General features: G+C 71.8%; 23 protein-coding genes. 20 read left to right on the top strand and 3 right to left on the bottom strand.

The window, feature by feature from the left end; genetic code table 11:
- Nucleotides 1–41 precede the first annotated feature (41 nt).
- From DB32_RS11980 to DB32_RS12030, 11 genes are all read left to right on the top strand, one after another.
- A complete protein-coding gene (locus tag DB32_RS11980; protein ID WP_053232561.1) occupies nucleotides 42–485 on the top strand; it encodes a hypothetical protein in 444 nt (147 codons plus the stop codon).
- Nucleotides 486–670: 185 nt separating this feature from the next.
- Nucleotides 671–2,782: a DsbA family protein gene (locus DB32_RS11985; protein WP_053232562.1), complete on the top strand. Its 2,112-nt coding sequence runs from the start codon at nucleotides 671–673 to the stop codon at nucleotides 2,780–2,782.
- Between the two features lie 193 nt (nucleotides 2,783–2,975).
- Nucleotides 2,976–3,446, top strand: coding sequence for a DUF1801 domain-containing protein (locus DB32_RS11990; RefSeq protein ID WP_053232563.1), 471 nt, complete (start codon nucleotides 2,976–2,978; stop codon nucleotides 3,444–3,446).
- A gap of 17 nt (nucleotides 3,447–3,463) precedes the next feature.
- Nucleotides 3,464–4,075: a zinc metalloprotease gene (locus DB32_RS11995; RefSeq protein ID WP_053232564.1), complete on the top strand. Its 612-nt coding sequence runs from the start codon at nucleotides 3,464–3,466 to the stop codon at nucleotides 4,073–4,075.
- A 166-nt stretch (nucleotides 4,076–4,241) separates the two neighbouring features.
- Entirely contained in the window at nucleotides 4,242–5,156 is a 915-nt protein-coding gene (locus DB32_RS12000; protein WP_053232565.1) for a hypothetical protein, read from the top strand.
- A 131-nt stretch (nucleotides 5,157–5,287) separates the two neighbouring features.
- Complete coding sequence (locus tag DB32_RS12005) at nucleotides 5,288–5,704, top strand: type III secretion system chaperone family protein (RefSeq protein ID WP_053232566.1); 417 nt, start codon at nucleotides 5,288–5,290, stop codon at nucleotides 5,702–5,704.
- 61 nt (nucleotides 5,705–5,765) lie between these two features.
- Nucleotides 5,766–6,566, top strand: a complete 801-nt coding sequence (locus tag DB32_RS12010) for a PspA/IM30 family protein (RefSeq protein ID WP_053232567.1) — start codon at nucleotides 5,766–5,768, stop codon at nucleotides 6,564–6,566.
- Nucleotides 6,567–6,725: 159 nt separating this feature from the next.
- Nucleotides 6,726–8,066, top strand: a complete 1,341-nt coding sequence (locus DB32_RS12015; RefSeq protein WP_169791422.1) for a hypothetical protein — start codon at nucleotides 6,726–6,728, stop codon at nucleotides 8,064–8,066.
- A 75-nt stretch (nucleotides 8,067–8,141) separates the two neighbouring features.
- A complete protein-coding gene (locus DB32_RS12020) occupies nucleotides 8,142–8,444 on the top strand; it encodes an FmdB family zinc ribbon protein (protein WP_053232569.1) in 303 nt (100 codons plus the stop codon).
- A gap of 42 nt (nucleotides 8,445–8,486) precedes the next feature.
- The gene (locus DB32_RS12025) at nucleotides 8,487–9,296 is read left to right on the top strand and encodes a hypothetical protein (protein WP_053232570.1); all 810 of its coding nucleotides are present in this window, start codon (nucleotides 8,487–8,489) and stop codon (nucleotides 9,294–9,296) included.
- A 144-nt stretch (nucleotides 9,297–9,440) separates the two neighbouring features.
- The gene (locus DB32_RS12030; RefSeq protein ID WP_053232571.1) at nucleotides 9,441–10,250 is read left to right on the top strand and encodes a TrmH family RNA methyltransferase; all 810 of its coding nucleotides are present in this window, start codon (nucleotides 9,441–9,443) and stop codon (nucleotides 10,248–10,250) included.
- 4 nt (nucleotides 10,251–10,254) lie between these two features.
- On the opposite strand, the gene DB32_RS12035 is transcribed toward DB32_RS12030, so the two are convergent.
- Nucleotides 10,255–12,480, bottom strand: coding sequence for an ATP-dependent helicase (locus DB32_RS12035; protein WP_053232572.1), 2,226 nt, complete (start codon nucleotides 12,478–12,480; stop codon nucleotides 10,255–10,257).
- Between the two features lie 73 nt (nucleotides 12,481–12,553).
- On the opposite strand from DB32_RS12035, the gene DB32_RS49940 reads away from it, so the two are divergent.
- From DB32_RS49940 to DB32_RS12060, 5 genes are all read left to right on the top strand, one after another.
- Nucleotides 12,554–13,468 carry a sigma-70 family RNA polymerase sigma factor gene (locus DB32_RS49940; protein ID WP_083457327.1) on the top strand — a complete coding sequence of 305 codons (915 nt, stop codon included), beginning with the start codon at nucleotides 12,554–12,556 and terminating at the stop codon, nucleotides 13,466–13,468.
- 5 nt (nucleotides 13,469–13,473) lie between these two features.
- Nucleotides 13,474–14,160 carry an anti-sigma factor family protein gene (locus DB32_RS12045; protein WP_157068981.1) on the top strand — a complete coding sequence of 229 codons (687 nt, stop codon included), beginning with the start codon at nucleotides 13,474–13,476 and terminating at the stop codon, nucleotides 14,158–14,160.
- Nucleotides 14,160–14,696 (top strand): hypothetical protein, encoded by a 537-nt coding sequence (locus DB32_RS12050; protein WP_157068982.1) that lies wholly within the window; start codon nucleotides 14,160–14,162, stop codon nucleotides 14,694–14,696. Before DB32_RS12045 ends, DB32_RS12050 begins: the two co-directional genes overlap by 1 nt.
- 118 nt (nucleotides 14,697–14,814) lie before the next feature.
- Nucleotides 14,815–16,068 (top strand): serine/threonine-protein kinase, encoded by a 1,254-nt coding sequence (locus tag DB32_RS12055; RefSeq protein ID WP_053232575.1) that lies wholly within the window; start codon nucleotides 14,815–14,817, stop codon nucleotides 16,066–16,068.
- A gap of 39 nt (nucleotides 16,069–16,107) precedes the next feature.
- A complete protein-coding gene (locus tag DB32_RS12060; RefSeq protein ID WP_053232576.1) occupies nucleotides 16,108–16,791 on the top strand; it encodes a TrmH family RNA methyltransferase in 684 nt (227 codons plus the stop codon).
- Here the strand turns inward: DB32_RS12060 and DB32_RS12065 are convergent.
- Entirely contained in the window at nucleotides 16,788–17,504 is a 717-nt protein-coding gene (locus DB32_RS12065; protein WP_053238778.1) for a DUF434 domain-containing protein, read from the bottom strand. The two genes, DB32_RS12060 and DB32_RS12065, sit on opposite strands and share 4 nt — an antisense overlap.
- A gap of 456 nt (nucleotides 17,505–17,960) precedes the next feature.
- Here DB32_RS12065 and DB32_RS12070 point away from each other — a divergent pair, with 456 nt between their 5' ends.
- The 3 genes from DB32_RS12070 to DB32_RS12085 all read left to right on the top strand — a co-directional run bounded on the left by DB32_RS12070 (nucleotide 17,961) and on the right by DB32_RS12085 (nucleotide 23,634).
- A complete protein-coding gene (locus tag DB32_RS12070) occupies nucleotides 17,961–20,408 on the top strand; it encodes a penicillin-binding protein 1A (RefSeq protein WP_053232577.1) in 2,448 nt (815 codons plus the stop codon).
- 172 nt (nucleotides 20,409–20,580) lie between these two features.
- Complete coding sequence (locus DB32_RS12080; RefSeq protein WP_053232579.1) at nucleotides 20,581–22,227, top strand: sensor histidine kinase; 1,647 nt, start codon at nucleotides 20,581–20,583, stop codon at nucleotides 22,225–22,227.
- Between the two features lie 453 nt (nucleotides 22,228–22,680).
- Nucleotides 22,681–23,634: a hypothetical protein gene (locus tag DB32_RS12085; protein ID WP_053232580.1), complete on the top strand. Its 954-nt coding sequence runs from the start codon at nucleotides 22,681–22,683 to the stop codon at nucleotides 23,632–23,634.
- Between the two features lie 73 nt (nucleotides 23,635–23,707).
- Here the strand turns inward: DB32_RS12085 and DB32_RS12090 are convergent, their stop codons facing one another.
- Nucleotides 23,708–24,424 carry a DUF2490 domain-containing protein gene (locus tag DB32_RS12090; protein ID WP_053232581.1) on the bottom strand — a complete coding sequence of 239 codons (717 nt, stop codon included), beginning with the start codon at nucleotides 24,422–24,424 and terminating at the stop codon, nucleotides 23,708–23,710.
- A 120-nt stretch (nucleotides 24,425–24,544) separates the two neighbouring features.
- On the opposite strand from DB32_RS12090, the gene DB32_RS12095 reads away from it, so the two are divergent.
- Nucleotides 24,545–26,536, top strand: a complete 1,992-nt coding sequence (locus DB32_RS12095; RefSeq protein WP_053232582.1) for an ATP-binding response regulator — start codon at nucleotides 24,545–24,547, stop codon at nucleotides 26,534–26,536.
- Nucleotides 26,537–26,596 lie beyond the last annotated feature (60 nt).

Below are 26,596 nucleotides of genomic sequence, written 5' to 3' on the forward strand. Positions count from 1 at the left end.
GCCACCGAGCACTCGAGGGGTAGACTCCCGCGCTCCGACGCATGCCGCGTTACGTCCTCGCCGCGCTCGCGATCGCGACGCTGTCCCTCTCGGGGGGCCGCGCGGCGGCGGACGACTGCATGTGCCTCGGGCCCGAGACGCTGTTCCCCGCGGCGTCGGTCGTGGAGATCGCGGACGTCCTCGAGTCGCCCGACGACACCATCGAGACCGTCGATCGCACCGCGCCGGACCCCGAGGTGACGCCCGAGCCGGCGCGGCCGCGCGGGCCGGTCGCGTGGTGCCGGTCGGCCGACGATCCCCGCTGTCAGCGCGACGACGCGCGAGAGACCTCGCACCGCGAGACGCTCCGCCATGCGCCGCTCGCCACGATCCTGACGACGCCGCGCATCGCGCGCGCAGGCGTCACGCTCGTCCGCTTCCCGCGCGCGATCGCGCGCGGCCCGAGCGGCGTCGCGTTCCGGCTCGATCGTCCCCCGCGCGCCTGATCGATTCGTCGCGTCGCATCGACGATCCCGACGTGCGCGTGCGCGCGCCGGGATCGATCTCCGCGCGGCGGTCGTCGCCGCGCGCGGTTCGCGAATCGTTCGATCCGAAACACACCGAGTTCCGGCGCTCGCCGGTGCGGAGGCTCGCTCCGCGCCGCCGTGCGCCACGAGAGGACCCTTTTTCCATGGCAAGCAAGAGCACCAACAACCCGCCGGTCCAGCCGACCGGCACGATCAGCACGCCGTCGGCCGTGATCGCGATCCTGATCGCGTTCGTCGGCGGCCTGATGATCGGCAACCTCACCGGCCGCGGGAGCGGCGCCGCCAGCGAGGAGATCGAGATGGCGGCCGGCGATCGCGCCGGCGGTGGTGGTGAGCCGGGCGCGGGCCCGGCCGTGCAGGACGACGTCGAGCGCTTCCGCGCGCTCGCGCCCGACAACGCGCCGCAGCGCGGCCCGGACGACGCCCTCGTCACGATCGTGATGTGGTCGGACTTCCAGTGCCCGTTCTGCTCGCGCGTCGAGCCGACGATCGACCGCGTGATCGAGACCTTCGGCAACGACGTGCGCGTCGTGTGGCGCAACAACGCGCTGCCGTTCCACCAGAACGCGATGCCCGCCGCGGAGGCCGCGATGGAGGCCTACGCGCAGCGTGGCGACGAGGGCTTCTGGCGCATGCACAACACGCTGTTCGAGAACCAGCGCGCCCTCGAGCGCGCGAACCTCGAGCAGTACGCGCAGCAGCAGGGCCTCGACATGACCCGCTTCCGCGCGGCGCTCGACAACCACACGCACCAGGCGGGCATCCAGGCGGACATGCAGGCCGCCAACTCGCTCGGCGCGCGTGGCACGCCCGCGTTCTTCATCAACGGCCGCCAGCTCATGGGCGCGCAGCCCTACGAGCAGTTCGAGACCGTCATCCGCGACGAGATCCAGCGCGCGAACCGCGCGATCTCGGGCGGCACGCCGCGCGCGGGCTACTACGCCGCGCTGATGCGTGGCGCGCGCACCGCGCCCGCCGCGGCCGAGGGTGAGGCCGCCGCCGCGAAGGCGCCGCCGCGCCGTCCGCAGCCGGACCCGAACGCGGTCTACCGCGTGCCGGTCGGCGACTCGCCGACGAAGGGCCCGAACGACGCGCTCGTCACGATCGTGATCGTCAGCGAGTTCCAGTGCCCGTTCTGCAACCGCGTCCGCCCCACGCTCGACCAGATCGAGGAGCGCTACGGGCGTGACGTGCGCTTCGTGTTCAAGCACAACCCGCTGCCCTTCCACGACAACGCGATGCCCGCCGCCGAGGCCGCGGTCGAGGCGTACCGCCAGCGCGGCAACGACGCGTTCTGGCGCATCCACGACCTGATGTTCGAGAACCAGCAGGCGCTCGGCCGCGAGCAGCTCGAAGGCTACGCGCAGCAGGTCGGCCTCGACATGGCGCGCTTCCGCCGCGCGCTCGACGAGCACACGCACCGCGCGACGATCGAGGCGGACCAGACGCTCGCCCGCCAGCTCGGCGCGAGCGGCACGCCGTCGTTCTTCATCAACGGCCGCAACCTGCGCGGCGCGCAGCCGTTCGAGGCGTTCCAGCAGGTGATCGACGCCGAGCTCGCGCGTGCGCGTGAGCGCGTGTCGGCGGGCACCCCGCGCGCCGGCGTGTACGAGGCGACGATCGCGAACGGCGCGACCAGCCCGGTCATGCTGCCGATGCCCGAGGGCGGCGGCGAAGAGGCCGCGGCGGCGCCCGACGCCGATCGCGTCTACGACATCGCGGTCCCGCGCAACGCGCCGACCCGCGGTGCGGCGAACGCGCCGGTCACGATCCAGATCTTCAGCGACTTCCAGTGCCCCTTCTGCTCGCGCGTCGGTCCGACGATCGAGCAGGTGATGGAGCAGTACGAGGGTCGCGTGCGCCTCGTCTGGCGCAACTACCCGCTGCCCTTCCACCAGCAGGCGGGCCCGGCGGCCGAGGCGGCGATGGAAGTGTTCGCGCAGCGCGGCTCGGAAGCGTTCTGGCAGTTCCACAACACGCTGTTCGAGAACCAGCGCGCGCTCTCGCGTGAGGATCTCGAGCGCTACGCGACGCAGGTCCCCGGCCTCGACATGGCGCGCTTCCGCCGCGCGCTCGACGAGCACACGCACCAGGCCGCCGTGCAGGCGGACATGGAGGCGGTGCGTCGCGCGGGCGCGGAGATCGGCACCCCGTCGTTCTTCATCAACGGCCGCCTGCTCCAGGGCGCGCAGCCGTTCCCCGCGTTCCAGCAGGCGATCGACCGCGCGCTCCGCGAAGCGCCCGCGCGTCGCTGATCTCTCGGAAGGGGTCATGGGATGACCCCTTCCCCCCGACCGGCGAAGCCGGATCGGGGCCCCCATCCCTGAACGCTGCGCGCGGGGCCCCATCCCCGCTTGCTCCTGACGAGCCAGCGTTCCCTCGACCGGAAGAGGCCTGCCCGCGCGCGTCGTGGGCAGGCCTCTTCGTTTCCGTCGTAGCCTCGCGCGCATGGTCAGCACGGTCGCCGAGTACCTCGCTGCGCTCCCCGCCGATCGACGCGCGGCGATCACGACGGTGCGCGAGATGATCATCGCGAGCCTCGCGCCGGGCTTCGACGAGACCATCCAACACGGGATGATCACGTGGTCGATCCCGCTCTCGCGCTATCCCGAGACGTACAACGGGCAGCCGCTCGCGGTGCTCGCGCTCGCGTCGCAGAAGACGACGATGTCGCTCTATCTGATGAGCGTAGACGCCGACGAGGACGAGCGCGCGCGCTTCGAGGCGGCGTATCGCGCGACGGGCAAGAAGCTCGACATGGGCAAGTCGTGCCTGCGCTTCCGCGCGCTCGCCGACCTGCCGCTCGACGTGGTGCGCGACACCGTCCGCCGCATCACGGTCGACGGCTACATCGCGCGTTACGAGGCGAGCCGTCCGCCCAAGCCGGCGAAGAAGAAGCCGGCGACGAAGAAACACTGACCCGCTACGCTCGCGCCATGCACGTGCAGTGGATCGCGCCGCACCTCGTCGTCACCGCGCGCCAGCTCCCAACGCCAGTGCGACTGCACTGGTCGCTCTTGCCCGGCCTCGCGTTCTTCGGTCACGGCACGCTCGGCGGCGCGCTCGGGTTCTTCGTGCTGCTCCTCGCGCACGAGCTCGGGCATGCATTCCTGGTGCGCAAGCGCGGGCTGTACGCGGTCTCGATCGACCTCCACTGGATGGGCGGCGAGTGCCGGTACGCCGCGGGGTGGGGCACTCCGCTGGATCACGCGATCATCGCGTGGGGCGGCGTGGTCGCGCAGGGGCTGCTCCTCGCCGCGACGTTCGCGCTGGTGCGCGTGCTCGAGCCCCACGGCGGCTTCGTCGGGGACCTCGCGCGGGCGCTCCTGGTCTCGAACCTTCTCCTGATCGTGCTGAACCTGGTGCCCGTCCCTCCGCTCGACGGCGCGAAGGCGTGGTCCCTCTTCCCGCTTCTCCTCGCGCGACGCCGGCGCCGCGTCCTCGAGCTGCGCCACGACGCGCTGCACCGCGAGCTCGCCGCCATCGAGCGACGGAAGGCGCGCGCGCGTGACGAGGACGAGGACGACGACGACGGCATCCTGCACTGATTCGCGCGTGAAACAGGGGTCTCCAGACCCCGTTTCGCCGTCCATTTGACGTCGCACGCCCCGAGATCCAGGATTGCGGCCCCGAATTCCCTCGGTTTTCGGCGACTGCCACCCCGGCGCATCGCTAGCGAACCGCCGCTCTCTGAGCTCCAGCGAGGTTTCCTTCATGGCCAAGGCCGCCGCCGCGCGTACTCCCGAGAACCAGCCCGTCGTCGAAGAGCTCCACTTCAAGAGCGAGAGCGCGTTCTTGTGCCTCCTCCTGAACCGGCGCACCGGGCTCATCCGCGTGATCGACTTCCGCTCGGGCGCGCTGCCGGCGAAGCGCCTCTTCATCCAGAACGTCGCGCGGCGCGAGGGCGTCGAGAAGGTGATCCTCCTCGTCGAGAAGGACGAGGTGTCGAGCTGGACGCGCGTCGGCTTCGTCCGCGAGGGCACGATCCCCGGCTTCTACAAGCGCAGCGACGGCCACCTCGTGGGCTGCGTGATCGGCGAGAAGACGGCGTCGGTCGAGGTCGGCGACGAGGGCCAGAAGCTCGCGGAGCGCACCGTCAACGCGGGCAAGAAGAACGCGCGCGAGGTCCCCGAGACGCTGCCGATGGTGAGCGCGGTGATCGGCGACGAAGAGGACGCGCTCAAGGCGCGCGACGAGGTCTGGCGCAAGGGCCAGGGGCTCTCGGGCTTCGACGCGTTCGGTCGCGACGCGGCGCGCTACTTCGTCGAGGCGACGGCGAAGAAGGGCCGCGCGAACTGGCTCTCGGCGGAGTTCCAGGACTGCTTCGGGCACTCGCTCGTCGAGGTGCTGCGCGCGCCGACGGACGACCTCGACGTGCTCGCGCTGACGGGCGGCCTGCGCTTCCTGTGCGACGACCTGAAGGAGCGCGGCATCGTCAGCGCGTTCGGGTTCGCGCCGAGCGACGACATCGGGCTCGCGACCGCGTACGTCGCGGCGGGCTTCCGCAAGACGGGCCTGCTCGCGAGCGGGATCCAGATCGCGGGCGGCGGTCCGAAGGGCACCTCGGAGCGCAAGGACGCGATCCTCTGGACGCGCAAGCTCGCGAACCCGGGCGGCGACGAGGAGTGACGCGATCTCGACGCGCGTGAGCGCGTCGGGAAAGAAGGTTGGCTCTCGCGCGTTCTCGCGAACGGCGGTACGGTTCTCCGCGATGCTCGCTCTCGAGGGAGGAGCGAACATCCACGGAGAGAACGCCGGCGATGAGGACGCGCGAGGACATCGAAGCCTACCTTCTCCGCTCGAACCACCCGCACCGCGAGCTCGCCGAGGACACTTGGCTCGTCGGTGACGCGTCGGGCTCGCGCGAGAACATCGTCGTACGCATGGCGAACGGCATCTGCCTGTTCCGCCTCAAGGTCATCGACCTCGCGGCGATCGATCCGAAGAAGTGCGGCGACTTCTATCTCGAGCTGCTGCGTCTCAACGCGACCGAGATGGTCCACGGCGCGTACGGCGCATCGGACGGCATGGTGTTGCTCACGGCGAGCCACCTGCTCGAGAACCTCGACTTCAACGAGTTCGCCGGCGTCGTGGAGGAGTTCGTCCTCGCGATGGCGAACCATCACGAGCGCATCGCGAAGTATCGCCGCAACGACGATCGCCGCGCCGACGTCTGATCTCGATCTCGTTCACCCGACGCTGAGCTCACTCCGACGCCTGAGGGGAGACAACACGAAGATGGGTTTCTTCGGCCGCCTCGCGACGCTGATCAAGAGCAATCTGAACGACCTGATCTCCAAGTCGGAAGATCCGGAGAAGATGCTCAACCAGATCATCCTCGACATGAACGCGCAGCTCGTCGAGGCGAAGAAGCAGGTCGCGATCGCGATCGCCGACGAGAAGCGACTGCACCGCCAATGGCAGAGCGAGAAAGCCGTCTCGGACGAGTGGCACAAAAAGGCGATGCTCGCGGTGCGCGCGGGTGACGACGCCCTCGCGAAGGAAGCGCTCCAGCGGAAGAAGGAGCACGAGCAAATCGCGAAGGCGTTCGAGGATCAGTGGAAGAAGCAGAACATCGCGGTCAACCAGGTGAAGGCCGCGCTGCAGGCGCTGAACAACAAGATCGGTGAGGCGAAGCGCAAGAAGGACGTCCTCATCGCGCGCAACAACCGCGCGAAGGCGATGCAGGAGATCCAGAAGACGATGGGGTCCCTCCAGGACACCAGCGCCTTCGATGCGTTCTCGCGGATGGAGCAGAAGATCGAGCAGGCCGAGGCGGAGGCCGAGGCCGCGGGCGAGCTCCACGAGGAGTACTCGGGCGACGTGCTGAAGAACAAGTTCGCGCGGCTCGAGCAGACGGCGGGCGCGGACGCGGACCTCGAGGAGCTGAAGCGCGAGATGGGGCTGATGCCGGCGCGCGAGGCGGCGGTGCCGGCGCGTGTCGAGGCGGAGGAAGCGCCGATGGACGAGGCCGAGATGGCCGAGCTCGAGGCCGCGCTCGAAGAGCTCAAGAAGCGCGAGGAGATGGCGAAGGGCTGAGCCGCGGGATCGCCCGACGAACGAAGAGAGCCGCTCGGTGGTGCCGGGCGGCTCTTCGCGTTTGCGCAGCGGGCGTCGGTGATTCCGATGGCGGCCCATCGCGGCGGGCATCACGCTCGCGCACGGAGCGCCAGGGCGCGGCGCGACGAGGGGGCCGTGTTGGATCGGTACGACGTGATCCTCCAGGCGATCGACGAGGGGGTCGATCGCGAGCAGGCGGTGCACGCCGCCGGGGTGGTGCTGGGGCTCGATCCGCGCGGCGCGAAGCGCGCGCTCGACGTGCTGCCGGCGAAGGTGCTCGAAGACGTCGACGAGCGCTCCGCGGAGGAGCTCCTCGCGCCGCTTCGCCGCGCCGGATGGCGCGTGCGCCTCCTGAAGCGACCGCTGCGACGCGGCTCGTACCCGAGCCCGCACGGGCTACAGCCGGCGAGCCGTCATCCGTCGAGCCATCGCGGGCTCCAGCCTGCGTCACGACCTTCACCGTACCCGCCGCCCTCGACGCCCCCGGCGGTGTCGTCGTGGCCGCCGGCGCCGGGCTCGTCAGCGAGCCCGAGCGAGCCTGCCGCGCTCGAAGCGCCCTTGCTGCCCCTTCCCGAGCTCGACCTGGACCTTCCTCCCGCGGCGCCCGCACCTCGCCGCAGCGCGCCGCCGGCCTCGTCGCCTCCTCCGGTCGCGCCGGCCGCGACCGAGGAGCCCGAGGGCGAGTCGCTCGTCACGTTCTTCGCGTCGCTCCCGCGCACGCTCCTGACGCCGCTGCGCGGCGGCGCGCTGCGCTGGCTGTTGCGCACCGTGTTGCTCGCGATCGGGTTCGTGCTCCTCGCGACCGCGGGCACGGGGCTCTTGCTGATGCGCAGCTACACCGGGCTGAGCGTGTCGGTGCTCGGGATGCTCGCGGGCAGCGCGTTCTGGATCGGGCACCTCTTCTCGTGGTTCCGCGCGTGCTTGTGGGCCGTGCTGGGTCGCGAGGAAGGGCCCGATCCGCCGCCCGACTTCGACGGTGACGACCTCTACGCGCGCGTGTTCGACGGCGCCGTGGTGATCGTCGCGTTCGTCGTGCCGAACGTCGGCTTGCTGCTCTCGGGCGCGAGCTCCGATCCGACCGCGCTCGCCGCGGGCGAGCTCCCGATGCAGCTCGTCGTCGCGAACCTGCTGCTCGCGGTGCACGTGCCGATCGGGCTGACGCTCATGGCGACGCGCCACTCGCGGCTCGCGTACTTCGACGTGCTCGGCGCGATCAAGCTGGTGATCGGCGCGCCGATCCATCTGATCGTGGTGCTCGCCGTGTGGGCGTTCGTCACGCGCGTCGCGGGCGCGGGCGTCCTCGCGATGGCGCTCGGCGCGACCGCTGCGGCGGAGGCCGGTGCCCCCGCCGCGCTGCTCTGGGTCGGGCTCCCGGTGGCGGGGTTGGTGCTGCTCGTCCTCACGATGCTGCAGTGGGGCGTGCTGGGCGCGGCGATGGGCGCGGTCTGTCGCGCGAAGCCGCGCCTCGTGGCGACGTGAGGGCGCCGACTGCCAGGAATGACGGCGAGCGCGGGCTTGCCTTTCGGTCGTCGCGCTTTACCCTCGCGCCGGATCATGCCGACGTACGAGTACAGCTGTGAGGCGTGTGGCGCCGGTTGGGAGATGGAGCAGCGCATCTCCGAGAACCCGGTGAAGGTCTGCCCGAAGTGCGGCGCGGAGAAGGCGAAGCGCCTGATCTCGGGCGGCAACTTCATGCTCAAGGGCGAGGGCTGGTACAAGGACCTCTACCACAAGCCCGCCGCGAAGAAGTCCAGCGGCGAGTCCGGTGGGGGATCGAGCGGCGGTGACTCCGGGGGCTCGTCGAGCTCGGGGTCGTCGAGCTCGGGCGGCAGCGAGTCGAAGGCCGCGACGAGCTGACCCGCGCGAGCCCGCTGGCCGCTCCGTGTACGCTCCCTGGGCATGAGGGCGTACGCAGGAGCGGCGATCGTCGCATCGGTGCTCGCGGGCTGTTACGCCGATCACGGCTTGGAGCGCGGTCCGGACGCGTCGCTGCCACGCGATGCAGCGATGCGCCGCGACGCGACGCTCGCGATCGACGCGGGGCCGAGCGATGCGGGCGCGCTGTGCGGTGCATCGACAGCGCGGGTGACGGTGGTGCGCGAGCCCCTCGGGACGCATCCCTGCGAGGGTCAGGTGCTCCGCGGGAGCATGAGCGCGCCGCCCGAAGCCGCGCCCGAGATCGACGGCGTGCGGCTCGCGCTCGATCTGTGCCCCGACGCCGATGCGGACTGCCGGTGCGTGCTCCACGTCGGCGGTGTCGGTGCCGATCTCGCGTCGGTGTCGCTGCTCGACCGAGGACCGTTCGAGGCGCACGTCGGCGCGAGCAGTATCGTCCTCGTCGCGACGCATCAGGGCGGCGAGGCGGGCGCGTACTACGAGCTCGCGCTCTACGCGCACGACGGTGCGCTCGAAGGACCGAGCTTCGCCGTCGACGGCGTGACGTGGAGCGCCGAGCCCTCGTGCGACGAGCTCGCGGACGACGGGTGCCGCGTGGTCGGATACACGGGGCAGGTGACCGTCGACGCGCGCGCCGCGGGCTGGGATCACGGCGAGGGCGGGACGGTTCGACTGAGCGAGGGCGAGACCGCGAGCGTGCCCGGCTCGTTCGCGACGGCGCGGCTCCTGCGCGCGAACCACACGATCTGCGGGCCCGCATCGCCGCCCGATGCGGCGTTCGTGCTCTGGTGGACGTTCCCGCCGGCGCCCTGAGATGGACGCGAGCAGCGCGGCGGCGCATGCTCGCGCTCGTCCTCGCGCACCACGCTGCGGTGCGCGCTGCGACGAGCCATTGATCCATCACGTGTTCGTAGGGTCGGGCGCCCACTCGAGGAGAGGACGAGGGCGCCCCCGGACGTGAGCCCGATCGACGTCGCCCTGGTGCGTGCCCTGCGCGAGCGCGCGACACGAGAGGCGACCGGGCTCTACGTCGTCGAAGGCGCGCGGTTCGCGGTCGCGGCCGTGGATGCGCGCGCCGAGGTCGTCGCGACCGTCGTCGCGCCCGGTGCGCTGCGCACGACGATGGCGCAGATGATGACGCGCCGAATGCGACAGCGCGGCGTGCCGGAGCTGCGCGTGAGCGAGAGCGAGCCGGCGGACCTCGCGAGCGCGCGCGAGCCGCAGGGCGTGCTCCTCGTGTTGCGCCAGCGGCGCGTGAGCATCGAGGCGATCCGCCCACCACCGCGCGCGCTGTGGCTCGTGATCGACGGAGTGCGCTCGCCGGGCAACCTCGGCACCGCGCTGCGGACCGCCCACGCGACAGGCGTCGACGGTGTCGTCATGCTGCGCGGAGGTCGCGAGGGCGCGGCGGATCCGTTCGATCCCGCCTGCGCTCGCGCGTCGATGGGCGCGATCGTGAGCACGACCGTGATCGACGCCGACGTCGCGTCGCTGCGCGCGTTCGCGTCGCGCACCGGGACGCGTCTCGTCGCGGCCGTGCCGCGCGCGCGTCACGACTATCGCGCGGTGAGCTATCGGGGCGCGACCGCGCTCGTGCTCGGCTCCGAGCGCCAAGGCGCGAGCGACGCGATGATCGACGCGTGTGATCTCGCGGTGCGCATTCCGATGGCGACCGCGATGGACTCGCTCAACGCCGCGGTCGCATCGGCGGTGCTGCTCTACGAGGCGTACGGGCAGCGCTGTCCGCCCGAGCGCCGTCGCGCGTGACCGATCACGCGGGGTCGAGGAAGTCGGCGCGGATCGTCTTCTTCCCGTGCCCGGGGAACTCGACGTCGACGTTCGGCGGATCGCCGGTGCCGAAGCGCACCACCTTGCCCTGGCCGTAGCGCACGTGCTTGACGCTCTGCCCGACGCGCAGCGAGACCTGGCCGCCGCTCTTGCGCGTGACCTTGGCCTCGATCGGGCCCGCGGTGGTCGAGAGCACGCGCGACGGGCGCGCATCGAAGCGCTCCACGCGCGTGCTGCCGCGATCCTCGATCCACCCTGCGTTCGCGCGCCCGAAGCTCGGGCGATCCCCGGTGCCACCGACGAACTTCACGTCGGACCCGGGCAGCTCGTCGATGAAGCGCGAGCGCGTGCAGTCGCGCAGGTTGCCGAAGAAGTAGCGCGTGCTCGCCCACGAGAGGATCAGCCGCTCTCGCGCGCGTGTGAACGCGACGTACGCGAGGCGACGCTCTTCTTCGAGCTCCTCGGGATCCGCGTCCTGCTCGAGCCCGCGGAACGGGAACAGCTGCTCCTCCATGCCCGCGACGATCACGACCGGGAACTCGAGCCCCTTCGCGGCGTGCACGGTCATCAGCGTGACGATCTCGTTCTCGCCCTTGCTGTCGCCGCCCTCGGCGTCGGTCTGCAGCGTCACGCGCTCGAGGAACGCGGTGAGCGTCGGCTCTTCCGCTTCCGCGACGAACTGCTCCATCGAGCCCACGAGCTCGGCGAGGTTCTCGAGGCGTGCGTCGGCTTCCGGCGTGTTCTCGGCCTGCAGCGCCTGCACGTATCCCGTCTCGTCGAGCACCGTGCGCGCGAGCCCCGGAAGGTCGAGGTCCGCGACCTTCGCGCGCAGCGACTCGATCAGCCCGACGAAGTCCCCGAGCTTGTTCCCGCCGCGCTCCTCCGACTGCGCCTTGCACGCCTCCCACACGCCGTTGCCCGCGGCCGCGGCGCGATCGAGCAGTCGATCGATCGTCGTCTTGCCGATGCCGCGCGCCGGCACGTTGATGATGCGCAGCAGCGAGACGTCGTCCTCGGGCACCGAGAGCACGCGCAGGTACGCGAGCAGATCCTTCACCTCGGCGCGATCGTAGAAGCGCACGCCCCCGACGACGCGATAGGGCAGCGACGCCGCGCGCAGCGCTTCTTCGAGCACGCGCGACTGCGCGTGGATGCGATAGAAGATCGCGAGATCCGCGAGCGACTTGCCCTCGTTCTTCAGCGCGCGCGCGGTGGTGACGACGAGGTTCGCCTCTTCACGCTCGGTGTTGAGCCGGTGCACCTCGACCTTCGCGCCCTCGTCGTTGTCGGTCCAGAGCTCCTTGGGCTCGCGATCGAACGCGCGCGAGATCACCGCGTGCGACGCGCGGAGGATGCGCTTGGTCGAGCGGTAGTTCTGCTCGAGCTTGACGACGTGCGCGTCCGGGAAATGCCGCCGGAAATCGAGGATGTTGCGGCGATCCGCGCCGCGCCATCGATAGATGCTCTGGTCGTCGTCGCCGACCACGCAGAGCGCGCGGTGCACGCTCGCGAGCGCGAGCACCATGCGCAGCTGCGAGTGGTTCGTGTCCTGGAACTCGTCGACCAGGATGTGCTGGAAGCGCGTCGCGAGCTCTTTGCGCAGCACCTCGTCGTTCTCGAGCGCGCGCACCATGCGGTAGATGAGATCGCCGAAGTCGAGCGCGCTCGCCGCGGCCATGCGCTTCTCGTACTCGGTCACGATCGCGCGCACGTGCGGCGTGTCGACGACCCCGGCGTCGATCTCCGAGGGCTCGACCATCTCCTGCTTCGCGCGCTCGATGCGCCCCGCGATCGACTTCGGCGGGAAGCGCTTCTCGTCCATCTTCAGGTCGCGCAGGACGCGCGTGATCATCGCGCGCTGATCGGCCTCGTCGTAGATCGTGAAGTCGCGCCGCAGGCCGATGCGATCGTGGTAGCGGCGGAGCAGGCGCGCGCACGTCGCGTGGAACGTGCCGACCTGTAGATCGCGCGCGGCGCCCGGCACGAGGTGCTCGAGGCGCTCGCGCATCTCCTGCGCGGCCTTGTTCGTGAACGTGACCGCCAGGATCCGCCACGGCGGGATCCCCCGCTCCGCGACGAGGTTCGCGACCCGGTGCGTGATCACGCGCGTCTTGCCGCTTCCCGCGCCCGCGAAGACCACGAGCGGCGCATCGCCGTGCAGGACCGCGTCGCGCTGGGGCGGGTTCAGGGTCGAGAGGTCGATGGCCATGCGAGCCGTCGCTCATACCCGACGGCGACGCCGTGTTCCAACCCCGCGGGCGTCCGTGCTACGGATCCGCGAGATGACGCGCGCCAGGCGGGACGCCGAGCTCCCTGCGAGCGGCGCGGGGACGCGGCCCTCGGCGGCCAAGTCTCCGGCCGGGCCGCGCGCGTCCGACGACGATCACGACGTCTCGGGCGAGTCCGAGGCGTCGCGCCTCGCTTCGGACGAGAACGCGGCCGACGAGAACCTCGACGCGGCGGTGAATCCCGAGGCATCGGGCGCGTCTGACCCGGACGATGCGAGCCCCGATCGCGATGCCGCCGAGACTCTCGATGCCGCAGCCCTGGAGAAGCTCGGCGACGAGCTCCCTCCCGCTGCGCGCGCGCCCGAGGATCGCGAGCGCGATCGCGAGCTGGTGCGGCGTGCTCAGCAGGGCGATCAGCGCGCCTTCCGCGAGCTCTTCGACCGCTATCACAAGCGCGCGTACGCGGTCGCGTTCGGCGTCCTCAAGAACAAGCACGACGCGCTGGACGTCGTGCAGGAGTCGTTCGTCAAGGTCCACCGGCACCTCGACGGGTTCCAGGGCAGCTCGAGCTTCTACACCTGGCTCTACCGGATCGTCATGAACCTCGCGATCGACCAGCTCCGCCGCAAGAAGACGGCGCGCCCCGTCGAGTACGACGACGCGATCGATCGCGAAGGTGCGCTCGCCGACGAGCACGTGCTGCCGCGCATGCTCGACGCGAACCCGCGCCGCACGGTGATCCGCCGCGAGCTCATGCAGCGCGTCGAGGAGGCGCTCGCGACGCTGCCCGAGTACCACCGCCAGGTGATCGTCCTGCGCGAGATCGAAGGCCTCAGCTACGAAGAGATGGCAGAGGTCCTCGAGGTGCCCAAGGGAACGATCATGAGCCGCCTCTTCCACGCGCGCCGGAAGATGCAGGTGGCTCTCCAGGACTTCGTCGAAGGAGGCGACCTCGAGGTCGAGGAGTGAACGCCGTGGGGGATCAGCGTTTCGCAGACGATCGGCTGCATCGGTACTTCGACGGCGAGCTCTCGCCGGAGGAGGCGTCCGAGGTGCGCCGCCTCGTCGAGACCGAGCCCGCGCTGCGCGCGAAGCTCGACGGTCTCCGCGAGGTGCGCGCGGTGGTGCGCGCGTCGGTCGCGGACGAGCTCGACGACGTGCCGAGCGACGACCTCTGGGCGCGCATCGAGTCGCGGATCGCGGAGAAGCCGGCGGCGGCGCCGCAGCCCGCGCTGCGCGCGGTCGAGGGCGGGCGCTCCGAGGAACGCGCCCGCACGCCGAAGGCGCACGATCCCGCGCGCCAGCGTCGCATCGCCGGCGTGGTGATCGCGGGGCTCGCGCTCGCTGCCGCGGTGCTGCTGCTCGTGCTGCGCCCGGGTGAGCCGCCGCCGGGCACCGACGGTCGGCCGATCGCGCAGGGCGAGCAGCCGGGCCGCGAGGACGACGCGATCGATCTCGGCGCGAGCGAGCCCGACGCGGAAGAGCTCGTGTTCCAGACCGAGGTGCTCGAGGTCGACTTCGGATCGAACTCGGGCGCGGTGTTCGCGGTCGAGGGCGACGACGGAGAGCGCTACGCGGTGGTGTGGCTCGCGGACGTGCAGCCGAAGCCGCCGGTCGACGCGATCGAGCCGCCCCCCGAAGAGATCACGCCGGAGCAATGATGAGCAGCGGGACGAAGCTCTTCGCGCTCGCGCTCGTCGCGGCGCTCTCGATCGCGGTGTGCCCGCGCGCGCTCGCTCAAGCGGGCGCGACCACGGCGCGCACCGGGCCGCCGAACGCCGGCACCGGCGCGACGGCGGCAGCGGTTCGCAGCGAGGTCTTCGTGGTGCTCGCGAGCGAGACCGAGGGGACGATCGACCCCGCGCTCTCCGAGATCCCCGCGCTGCGGCGCCCGCCGTTCAACGCCTTCCACACGATGGAGGTGCTCTCGCGCACGACGTCGCATCTCTCGGCCGAGCAGCCGATCGAGGTGCGCCTGCCCAACGGGCGACAGCTGCGCGTCGAGCTCGAGCGGCCGACCGAGGACGGCCGCTACCGCGTGCGCGTCTCGATCAACACGCCGGGCCAGACGGACTACCTCCCCCTGCTCCAGATCGTCGCGTCGCCGGGCGATCCGTTCTTCGTCGCCGGGCAGAACTGGCAGGGCGGGACGCTCGTGATCGGCGTGCGCATCGGGCAGCGTCCGGCGGCGCGCTGAGCGCTAAGCGCGGGTGATCGCGGAGAGATCGGCGCGCGGCTGCGTTCGCTCACCACGGTCGCTCTTCGATGCGCTTGTATGGGAACTCGCATGCCGGTAACGTGACGGCCGGGCGATCGTGAGCGCGCAACGCTTCATCCGCTGCAAGCACTGCGGCATGCCGCACGAGGCGCAGGCCACCTCGTGTCCCGTGACCGGCAAGCAGCTGGTCCCGGAGCAGCGCAAGCGCGTCTCCGCGCCGCCGCCGAAGGTCGCGGGCCCGGGGTACCAGTGGGCCCACAGCGTCCATCCGTACTCGGATCCCAGCGACGCGGATCCCGAGGCGACGCGCTCGATGGGCTCGCTCACCGGGCAGGTGCTCGAGGGCAAGTACCTCATCGCCGAGCCGCTCGGGCGTGGCGGCATGGGCGTCGTCTATCGCGCCGAGAACACGCGCATCGGCAAGCAGGTCGCGATCAAGATCTTGCTGCGCGGGTACGCCAAGGGCGGCGAGAGCGAGCGTCGCTTCCTGCGCGAGGCGCGCATCGCGGGGTCGATCGGTCACCCGAACATCGTCGAGGTGTTCGACCTCGGGACGCTCGAGAACGGCGCGCCGTACCAGGTGATGGAGCTGCTCGAGGGCGCGACGCTCGCCGCGCGCATCCGTCACGAGGGCGCGCTGCCGATCGACGAGGTGCTCGATCACGCCGAGCAGGTGCTGAGCGCCCTGGAGGCCGCGCACGAGCGCGGGATCGTCCACCGCGACCTCAAGCCAGAGAACGTCTTCCTGCACGAGCGCGCGCACACCGTGATCGCGAAGCTGCTCGACTTCGGCGTCTCGAAGTCGCTGCTCAACGATCACACGCTCTCGCTCACGCAGACCGGCGTCGTCGTGGGCACGCCGTACTACCTCGCGCCCGAGCAGGCGCGCGGCGAGCGCGGCGTCGATCACCGCGTCGACATCTGGGCGATGGGCATCGTGCTCTACGAGGCCCTCACGGGATCGCTGCCGTTCCGCGCCGACAACTACAACGCGCTGATGGCGAAGATCCTCAACACGCGCCCGGCGCCGCCGCGCTCGCTGCGTCCGCACCTGCCCGACGCGCTCGAGAACGTGATCCTGAAGGCGCTCTCGTTCGATCCGCTGCGTCGCTTCCAGACTGCGGACGAGATGCTCGCCGCGATCCGCTCGGTGCGCGGCAAGCCGCAGCGCTCCTCGGATCGCCCGTTCCGCTCGCTGCCGGACGCGCGCGCCCCGCTCGCGCCGCAGCCCTCGGATCACACGCTCTCCGATCTCACGATCTCGGTGGTGCAGGGCCCCGACGATCCGACGGAGATCAGCGACAGCTTCCAGTACTCGGAGATCGACGCCGGCCGCAAATCGCGTGGATGACGGTTGCGGCGCGCGCGCGCCCCGTCATTTTTGCGCGCGATGAAGCGCGACCTTCCCGAGGTGATCGAGCTCGCCGGGCTCGCTCCGCTGCCCAAGCCGGCCGCGGAGATCGTGCGCGTGCTCTCGCCGCTCGTGACGCCGCAGCGCTGGGCGCGCATCGAGGCCGTGGTGTCGCGGCGCACGCGCTCGCTGGTGCCGGTGCTCGAGGATCTCGCGGACCCGCACAACGGCGCGGCCGTGATGCGCTCGGCCGACGCGTTCGGGTGCCAGGAGGTGCACGTCGTCGAGGGCCGTCATCGCTTCGCGGTGTCGCACCGCGTGACGCGCGGCACGCACCGCTGGCTCGATCTCGTGCGCCACGAGGGCCCGGTCGCGTGCATGGATCACCTGCACGCGCGCGGGTACGAGGTGTTCGTCGCGGCGATGGACGGCGACATCGGGCCCGAGGAGCTCGCGAAGAAGCCCAAGGTCGCGATCGTGTTCGGCAACGAGCACAAGGGCGCCTCGCCCGAGGTGCGCGCGCGCGTCGACGGCGTGTATCGCATCCCGATGGAAGGCTTCGTCGAGAGCCTCAACGTGAGCGTCGCGTCGGCGATCACGCTCTACGTCGCGTCGCGCGGGCGGCACGGCGATCTCGACGAAGCCGCGCGCGACGAGATCCGCGCGCGCTTCCTGCTCGCGACGGTGCGCGACGCCGAGCGCGTCGTGAAAGAGCGCGTCTAGGGCGCGAGATCGACGATCCACGCGCCGGGATGCGCGGCGATCACCGCGGCGGGCAGATCGATCCACCCGCTCGCGCGATCGAGGATCCAGCCGTCGCCGGTCGCGATGATCGACGAGGACGCGGCGAGCACGCGATCGGGCGCGTCGTCGAGATCGGTCGCCCACGACCAGCCGTGCGCCTCCGCGATCTCGGCGAGCAGCGCGCGCAGCCGCCCGCTGTTGCCCACCGGGCGATCGAGGTGCCAGCGGATCGAGCGCGGCGCGGCGCGCGCGAGCGCTTCGCCGATCGCGACGATCACCTGCGACGTCTCCGACACGCGACGCCACGTGCCGTGCACGCTCGCGAGGTCCCGGTGCGCGCGATCACGGCCGACCAGCACCAGCCCGCCCGAGAGCGCGCTCTCGCCGACGATCAGCGCGTTGAAGCCGTCGATCTCGACGTCGCGATCGCGGATCGCGTCGAGCGGGAGCGCGCGCGCGCGCCGCTGCTCCCGCTGCGCGTCGGTGCACGCGCAGCGCATCACCGCGGTGCGCTGGCGCGCGGTGAGCGAGTGGCGGTTGCCGACGAGCGCGAGCGCGCTGGTGTCGGAGTACCCGCGCGTGAGCAGCCACGAGAGCTCGACCACCGCGTCGCGCAGCGCGGGCAGCGCGTGCTCGTCGAAGAGCGACTCGTCTTTCGGCGCGGCGCCGCGGTGAGAGCGGGTGTCGGGCATCATTGTGCTCGGATCGCGAGCGCCTCGAGCACGCGGCGCAGCGCCGCGTCGGCGCTGTCGCCAGTGGCGCTCTCGTGTCGAGCACGGACCCGTTTCGCGCGCGGCGGGAGCCATCCCACGACCGCGTGCGCTTGGTAACCGCTGGGCCGTCTGTACACGCTGAGGACCGTCTTCACGCCGGTTGCGCCATCAGGGGGGATCCCGCGCAACGCACGGCGGACCTGTGCGAGTAGCTCCTTCGAGCACTCGGGCGCGATCTGAGGCGTGCGACGTCCGGCCATGCGCGCGGAGCATCGCACGTCCCTCGCCAATCGGGCGGCGCGCTGCGCCCGAGGAATCGCGGGACCGTCCGGAAACGTTGCTCGATCGGCCGCCCCGGGGCATCGTCGTCGCGGCCTCGAATGGCGGACCTGAAGCACCTCCTCGCCGCGGCGCCCTCGCTGATCGGGTGATGTCGTGACGAGCCCCAAAGCGTCGCGCGATCGCACGAGCCCGAGCCTCCGCACGCGCCGGCCGCTCGCGAGCGTGCGCGAGCACTCGCGCGCGCGGCGTGGACGGCCCGGCGTGTGGCGCTGGATCGGTCGCGGGCTGATCGCGCTGCTCGTGCTCGTGATCGTCGCGGTGCTCGGGTTCGCGAGCGTCATCGCGTACTACTCGCGCGACCTGCCCGACGTCGCGTCGCTGCGCACGTTCCAGGAGCCGCAGGTGACGCGCGTCGTCGATCGCGACGGCGCGCTCGTCGGCGAGATCTTCACCGAGCGACGCACCGTCGTGCCGCTCGAGCGCGTGCCGCGCGTGCTCGTGCTCTCGGTGCTCGCCGCGGAGGACGCGGACTTCTACCGCCACGAAGGGCTCGACTACGCCGGGCTCTTCCGCGCCGTCGTGCGCGGCGTGCTCGACGGCGGGAACTTCCGCGGCACCTCCACGATCACGCAGCAGCTCGTGAAGAACCTGCTGCTCGGGCCCGAGCGCAGCTGGGAGCGGAAGATCCGCGAGCTGATCCTCGCGCGCCACGTCGAGGAGGAGCTCAGCAAGGACGAGATCCTCGGGCTCTACCTCAACCACATCAACTTCGGGCACGGCCGCTACGGCGTGCAGGAAGCGTCGCAGTTCTACTTCGGCAAGGACGTCTCGGAGCTCACGCTCGCCGAGGCGTCGCTCCTCGCGGGGATCCCGCAGTCGCCGACGCACCTCTCGCCGCGCACCCACCCCGAGGCGTCGCGGCGGCGCCAGCGCTTCGTGCTCGATCAGCTCGAGCGCAAGCGCGAGGAGTACTGGCCCGATCTCACCGTCGAGGACATCCGCGCCGCGCGCGAGGCGCACGTCGAGCTCGCGCCGCTGCCCGAGTCGCGCCAGAGCGCGCCGGAGATCATGGACGTCGCGCGCCGCGTGCTCACCGAGCGCGTCGGCGAAGAGGCCGCGCAGCGCGGCGGCTACGTCGTGCACACGAGCGTCGATCGCGAGCTGCAGCTCGCCACGCGCGAGGCGCTGCGCACCGGGCTGCGCGCGATCGATCAGCGCTCGGGCATGCGCCCGCCGATCCGCCGCGCGCGGGTGCGTCGCGGCGAGCGCATGCCCGAGATCGATCGCGCGCCCGAGCTGCGCGTCGGCGGCACCTACGACGCAGTGGTCACGAGCCGCGACGACGAGACCGGCACCATCGCGCTCGAGGTCGCGGGCCATCCGGCGACCGCGCGCATCGCCGATCTGGCGCGATGGAACCCCGAGGAGCTCCCGCCCTCGCGCTTCGTCGACGAGGGCGCGCGGCTGCGCGCGTCGATCGTCGCGCTCGCGGAAGAAGGCGTCGAGGGCGCGCGCGCGAGGGCGCGGCTCGAGCTCGGTCCGCAGGGCGCGGTGGTGCTGATCGACCCGCGCTCGCGCGAGGTGCTCGCGCTCGTCGGGGGCTACGAGGCGGAGAGCGGGTTCGATCGCGCGCGCCTCGCGCAGCGCCAGCCCGGCTCGACGTTCAAGCCGTTCGTGTACGCGCTCGGGATCCGCTCGCGCCGCTACACGCCCGCGTCGATCGTGATCGACGCGCCCGGCGTGTACGACCAGTGGATGCCGCAGAACTTCGAGACGTGGAGCTTCGCGGGCGAGATGCGCCTGCGCGACGCGCTCGCGAATTCGGTGAACCAGGTCGCGGTGCGGCTCATCGAGGACCTCACGCCGGCCGAGGTCGTCTCGTTCGCGCAGCACCTCGGGGTCACGTCGGAGCTCGATCCTTCGCTCGCGCTCGCGCTCGGTGCGAGCGAGGTGCGCCCCATCGAGCTCGCGAACGCGTACGCGACGTTCGCGGCGGGCGGGCGCTGGGCCGCGCCGCGCGTCGTGACGCGGATCGTCGGGCCGGACGGTCGTGACGTGCCGCTGCCCGAGACCGAGCCGCCGCGCGACGTGCTCACGCAGGCCGAGGCGTACGTCGTGACGAGCATGCTCACGAGCGTCGTGCAGAGCGGCACCGCGCAGGCCGCGCAGCGACTGCGCCGTCCCATCGCGGGCAAGACCGGCACGAGCAACGAGGCGCGCGACGCGTGGTTCGCGGGGTACAGCGCCGATCTCGTCGCGGTCGTGTGGGTCGGCTACGACGATCATCGCTCGCTCGGTCGTCGCGAGAGCGGGGCGCGCGCGGCGCTGCCGATCTGGATGGAGGTGATGCGGGTCGCCGAGGAGGGCAGGCCGGTGATCGACTTCCCGGTGCCCTCCGGCGTCGTCACGGTGCGCATCGATCCGCGCAGCGGACAGCTCGCGTACGAAGGGCAGCAGGACGCGATCGACGAGGTGTTCCTCGAGGGCACCGCGCCGAGCGAGGTGGCGCGCGAGGCGGGCGTGCTCGATCCCAGCGCGTTCCTGATGGAGCAGTTCGGCGGCGGTGACGCGCCGGCGCCCGAGCAGGTGCTCGCGCCGTGATGCGCCGCTCCACCGTCTCCGCGAGTGCGCGCCGCGAGATCGGTGCTCAGCGCCGGACGAGGCCGAGCACGGACCGGAGCGTGGTGGATCCACGTGAGGACCGCGCGCAGGCCGAGGCCGGCGATCAGCGCCGAGATCGTGGCGCGTCCGTCGCGCGCACGAGGAGCGCGCCGTGAGGCTCCGCCTCGGGCTCGCGCTGCTGCTCGCGGTCGTCGCGTTCGTCCCCTTCGCGCTGGTGGTCGACTGGACCCGCGAGGCCAACGAGGCGATCGCGCGCGAAGCGCGCGAGGAGCGCGCGGACGCGATCGCGAACGAGGCGCGCGCGTACGTCGACGACGAGCTCGGCGAGCTCGCGCACGCGCTCGAGATCGCGTGCCGTGATCAAGCCGCCGCCGCCGAGGGGCTCTTGCGTGCGGCGCGCGTCGACGCGCCCACCGGCGCGCCGTCGCTGCAGGTCGCGTTCGTGCTGGACTCGCCCGCGTGGGCGGGCGCGGGCGCGCGCCCGTTGCTCGCGCTGTCCGATGCCGCGCGCACCGCGATGCGCGCCGACTGGACGCGCATCGAGCTGCCCGGCGCGCGCGGTCGCGAGTACCTCGGTCGCGCGTGGCGCTGCGGTGATCACGACGTGCTCGGGGCGTTCCACGCGAGCGCGTTCCTGCTCCGTGCATCGACCCGCGACGCGGCAGAGATCTCGCTGCTCGCGCCCGACGCGCCGCCGCCCGAGGGCGCGGATCGCCGCATCGTGCGCACGTTCCGCGACGCCTCGGGGCGCGACGCGCTCGTCGTCGCGGTGACGATCCCGCCTGCGACCGTCGGCCATCGCGAGCAGGCCTCGCTCGAGCTCAACGTCCAGGTGCTCGCGCTCGCGACGGTCGTGCTCGCGCTGCTGCTCGGCTTGCTCATCGGCGGGCGCCTCACGCGTCCGCTCGGCGAGCTCGAGAAGGCGGCGCAGCGCATCGGGCGCGGCGAGCTCGACGTGAAGATCGATCGCGCGTCGGGCAGCGCGGGCGCGACGTTCTCCGCGTTCAACCGCATGGCCGAGGAGCTGCGCAGCGCGCAGAGCCGCGCCAAGCGCGCCGAGCGCGTCGCGGCGTGGCGCGACATCGCGCGACGCATCGCGCACGAGATCAAGAACCCGCTCACGCCGATCCGCATGTCGATCGAGACGATGCGGCGGACCAAGCAGCGCCAGCATCCGGACTTCGACGAGATCTTCGACGAGTCGACGCGCACCGTGCTCGAGGAGGTCGAGCGCCTCGAGCGCATCGTCACCGAGTTCTCGCGCTTCGCGCGCCTGCCGCGCCCGCAGCCGACGGCGCTCGACGTGCGCGAGGTCGTCGCCCAGGTCGTGCAGCTCCACGCGCCGGGCGGCGACGCGACGATCACCGACACGTCGCCGCGCCTGCCGATCAAGATGACGCTCGCGGACGACGCGCCGCGCGTGCGCGCGGATCGCGATCAGCTCACGCAGGTGCTGGTGAACCTCGTGCAGAACGCGCTCGACGCGGCGCAGAGCAAGCGCGGCGACCAAGGGCACGTCGAGGTCGAGGTCGCGCCGACGAGCGACGGCGGCGTGCGCGTCACGGTGAGCGACGACGGCCCGGGCATCCCGCTCGAAGAGCGCGCGCGCGTGCTCGAGCCGTACTACACGACGAAGGCGCGCGGCACCGGGCTCGGCCTGTCGATCGTCGATCGCATCGTGAGCGAGCACGGCGGCACGCTGGAGATCGGCGAGTCGCGCCGCGGCGGCGCGGAGATCACGTTCACGCTCACGCGCGAAGGGCCCGGCGAGGACGCGGAAGCGTCCGCGACGAGCTGACCCGATCCTGCGCGTCGCGAAGCCTCGCAGCGCGTCACGAGACCTCGCGGCGCGTCGCGAGACCGCGCAGCGCGTCACGAGACCTCGCAGCGCGTCGCGAGAGCGCTGGAGCCGTCGCGAGACCGTTCGACCTCGTCGCGAGACCTCGCAGCGCGTCTCGCGACGAGAATTCTCGTCACGAGACGGGTCCACCTCGTCGCGAGACCGAAATTCTCGTCGCGAGACCAGAATTCTCGTCGCGAGACCCGAATTCCCGTCGCGAGACGAGAATTCCCGTCGCGAGACGAGAATTCCCGTCGCGAGACCGGAATTCCCGTCGCGAGAGCGCTCCACCTCGTCGCGAGGCAGCGCTTCCCGCGTCGCGACGCAGGCTCGCCCGACTACGTCCTCGCGCGCGGACGCTCGACGGCGGACGATTTACACCGCGATCTCGGCCCTCCTACTGTCCGCCGCATGGCGACCGCCAAGAAGAACCACACCAAGAAGACACCGTCACCTCGCCGCCCCGCGGCGGGCTCCACCTCCCTCGACACGAGCCGCGCTTGGTCGCTCGAGGAGCTCGATCCGCACCTGCCTCCGGTGCGCGACGAGGACCTCGCGCTGATCAAGGAGTCGCTGATCCGCGCGCAGTCCAACGAGGGGCTGATCGCGCTCGGCGCGGGGTTCCGCACCGAGCAGATCCTCGCGGTCGCGCCGGGGTTCGCGGCGGGCGCGATGTTCGCGGTGCGCGCGCTCGGCAAGCCTCCCGCCGGGCTCGCGATCGAGCTGCTGCCGTTGCTGGTGCGCGAGACGCGCGAGCTGCAGCGCGTGAACGTCGCGTTCGAGCAGCAGCGCCGCGACGTGGCGAGCGAGATCACCGGGCGGCGCGAGCAGCTCAAGGCCGCGACCTCGCGCGCGCTGCGGGTGCGCCGCAGCGTGGTGCTGACGCTCAACCGCCACGTGCTCCCGCACGGCTCGAAGGTGCGCGCGGAGCTCGCGCGCGCCGCGAGCAAGGCGCCGACGCCCGCGGTGGCGGCGGCGAGCGTGCGCACCGTCGCGCGCATCCTCGGCGAGCTCCGGGCGGATCCGTCGCTCGCGCTGGTGCTCGAGCGCTACGGCTACGACGAGGCCTTCGTCGCGGAGCTCACGAGCATCGCCGACGAGACCGAGCGCCTCGACCGCGCGGGCGCCGACCTCACCCCGCCGCAGCGCACGGATCAGCGCGCGCTCGATCGTCAGGACGGCATCGTGCTGGCGATCATGCGCGCGATCTGGTGGCCGCTGCACGACGCGCAGCAGGACGGCGCCGCGATCACGGCGCCGTCGCTCGGCGCGCTCGCGCGCCTGGTCGCCGGCTCGCGCCCCGAGGACGAGGACGAGCCGGACGAGCCCGAAGAGCCGGCCCCGACCGAGCCGACCGCGACCTGACCCCGGCACGACCGACGAGGAGCCGGCGCTCGCGCCCGGCTCCTCGTGTCGTCTCGAGCACACGGTCGGTCGATCACTGGATCGTCACGAAGCCGTTCAGCATCGCGACGTGGTGCACCTCGTCCTGCGTCGGCCGCACGATCCAGTGGTTCATGTAGCCCGCCTCGAGCCGCAGCTGGCCGGGCACCACGTTCCAGCCGACACCGACGAAGAGCCGGTTCTGATCGAAGCCGAGCCGCTGCCAGAGCCCGCCCGCCGAGAGCCCTGCGTCGTTCAAGCCGATGAACACCTCGTCCCAGAGCGACAGGTGCACCGGGAAGTCGCGCGCGAACGGCACGAGCACGCGCGCGAACTGACGGAAGCGGATGCCCACGTCCGACGAGATCTCGGGGCGGAAGCGCTGCTCGAGGCGCGAGCGGAAGAAGATCTTCAGCCCTCCCTCGAGGCCCTGCAGATCCCACGTCCATTGCTCCCAGATGCGATGCTCGTCGGTGAGCACCTCGTCGCGGCTCCACGACGGAGTCCACCCGTAGCCGAGCCAGACGTGCATGCCCGGCGCGACGCGATACGCGACCGCGGGGCGATAGAGCTGCTGGTAGGGCCCGAAGTCGTCCCAGAAGCGCCAGTTCAGATCGATGTAGAGGGTCCAGTCGGGCGTGACGTTCCCCTGCACCGCGACGGAGAGCCACGTCTGGTACGAGTCGTCGTAGGCCTGCGCGTGCACGCGCGATGGAGCGAGCACGGAGCACGTCGAGAGCACGATCGCGAGCGCGACGATCCAGCGAGTCATCGCCGCGCAGCATTGCGCACCGTCGCTTGGATTTCATGAGGAGAAATGCCTCGGGCCGGACCTGCTCGGAAGGGGGGCTCGAAGGTGACCCCGCGGCGTCTACGTCGACCGAGAGAAGCTGTGCGCAGCGCGAGCGCCATCCCGCGGCACACCGCGGTCCTGCCGTCGAGGTCGCCGCTGCTCCGATACGGCGTCGCGATGGTCGTCGTCGGGATCGTCGTCGCGGCGCGCTTGCTCTTCGATCCGCTGCTCGGCGTGAACGCGCCGCTGCTGCCGTTCACCGTCGCGGTGATGCTGGCGGGCTGGTACGGCGGGATCGGGCCGGGGCTCGTCGCGACGGCGTGGAGCGCGCTGTGCGCCGACTTCCTGTGGCTGCACCCCACGCACTCGCTGTGGATCGACGCGCCGCGCGATCGGCTCGAGCTCGGGATCTTCGTCGGCACCGGCGTCGCGATCTCGGCGCTCAACGAGGCGATCGTCGTGGCGCGCGGGCGCTCCGATCGCCACGCCGCGGAGCTCAAGGAGCGCGAGGAGGCGCACCGACGGATCCTCGAGACGGCCACCGAGGGCATCTGGACGCTCGACGCGCGCGGCCGCGTGACGTTCGCCAACGCGAGCATGTCGGAGATGCTCGGCGTGCCGCTGCCCGAGCTGATCGGTCGCAACGCGCGCGAGTTCGTCTTCCTCGAGGACCGCGGCGAGAACGTGCGGCGCTTCGGCGCGATCCTCGCGGGCGATCGCACGGCGTTCGAGCTGCGGCTGCGGCGCACCGACGGCCGCGAGATCTGGGCGCACGTGTCGACCGCGCCGATCCCCGACGCGCGCGGCCGCGTCGTCGGCGCGCTCGCGATGTTCACCGACGTCACGGCGCGCATGCACGCGGAGAGCGAGCTGCAGCGGCTGCTCGAGTCGGAGAAGAAGGCGCGCGCCGAGGCGGAGGCGGCGAACCGCGCGAAGGACGAGTTCCTCGCGACGGTCTCGCACGAGCTGCGCACGCCGCTCAACGCGATGCTCGGCTGGCTCACGATGCTGCGCTCGGGCGCGCTCGACGCGACGAAGACCGCGCGCGCGATCGCGATCATCGAGCGCAACGCGCGCTCGCAGGCGAAGCTCATCGAGGATCTGCTCGACGTCTCGCGCATGATCTCGGGCAAGCTGCGGCTCGAGCGGCGTCGCGTGTCGCTCGGCGCGGTGGCGCAGAGCGCGATCGACACCGTCGGGCCGACCGCGGCGGAGAAGCAGATCCGCATCGAGCGGCGCTTCGATCCCGGGCCCGATCTCGTCGCGGGCGATCCCGAGCGGCTCAAGCAGATCGTCGTCAACCTGCTGTCGAACGCCGTGAAGTTCACGCCGATCGCGGGGCGCATCCGCGTGTCGGTGGAGCAGCGCGCGGGACAGCTCGCGATCGAGGTGGAGGACACGGGCCAGGGGATCGCGCCGGAGTTCCTGCCGCACGTGTTCGATCGGTTCCGCCAGCAGGACGGCGGCATGACGCGCAAGCACGCGGGGCTCGGGCTCGGCCTCGCGATCGTGCGTCACCTCGTCGAGCTGCACGGCGGATCGATCGCGGCGCACAGCGAGGGGCCGGGGAAGGGCTCGCGCTTCACGTGTTGGTTCCCGCCGCTCGAGGCCGCGGTGGCCGAGCTGCCCGCGCGCGACACGCCCGCGCTGAGCGACGCGCGGGCGTCGCGCCCGGCGAACGACAGCCCGCTGCGCGGCGCGCGCGTGCTCGTCGTCGACGACGAGGCGGACAGCCTCGAGATGCTGCGCGAGCTGCTCAGCGTCGCGGGCGCGGAGGTCCGCACCGCGGGGTCGGCTGCGGCCGCGCTGCCGATCGTGAAGGCGTTCCGGCCGAGCTTGCTCGTGTCCGATCTCGCGATGCCGGAGGCCGACGGCTACGAGCTGCTCGCGCGCGTGCGCGCGCTGCCGGTCGCGCAGGGCGGCGCGACGCCCGCGATCGCGCTCACGGCGCACGCGCGCGCGACCGATCGACTGCGCGTGCTGTCGTCGGGGTTCCAGGCGTACCTCGCGAAGCCGGTCGAGCCCGACGAGCTGATCGCGACCGCGCAGCGCCTGGTGCGGCACCACGAGCCGCGCGCCGCGCACCCGTGAGCAGAAGACGGCACTTTCGACGGTCACCGCAATTCTGCTACGACTCCGAGCCAGCTCGCC

Origin of the sequence: Sandaracinus amylolyticus (genome assembly GCF_000737325.1) — a bacterium.
Classification (GTDB): Bacteria; Myxococcota_A; Polyangia; order Polyangiales; family Sandaracinaceae; genus Sandaracinus; species Sandaracinus amylolyticus.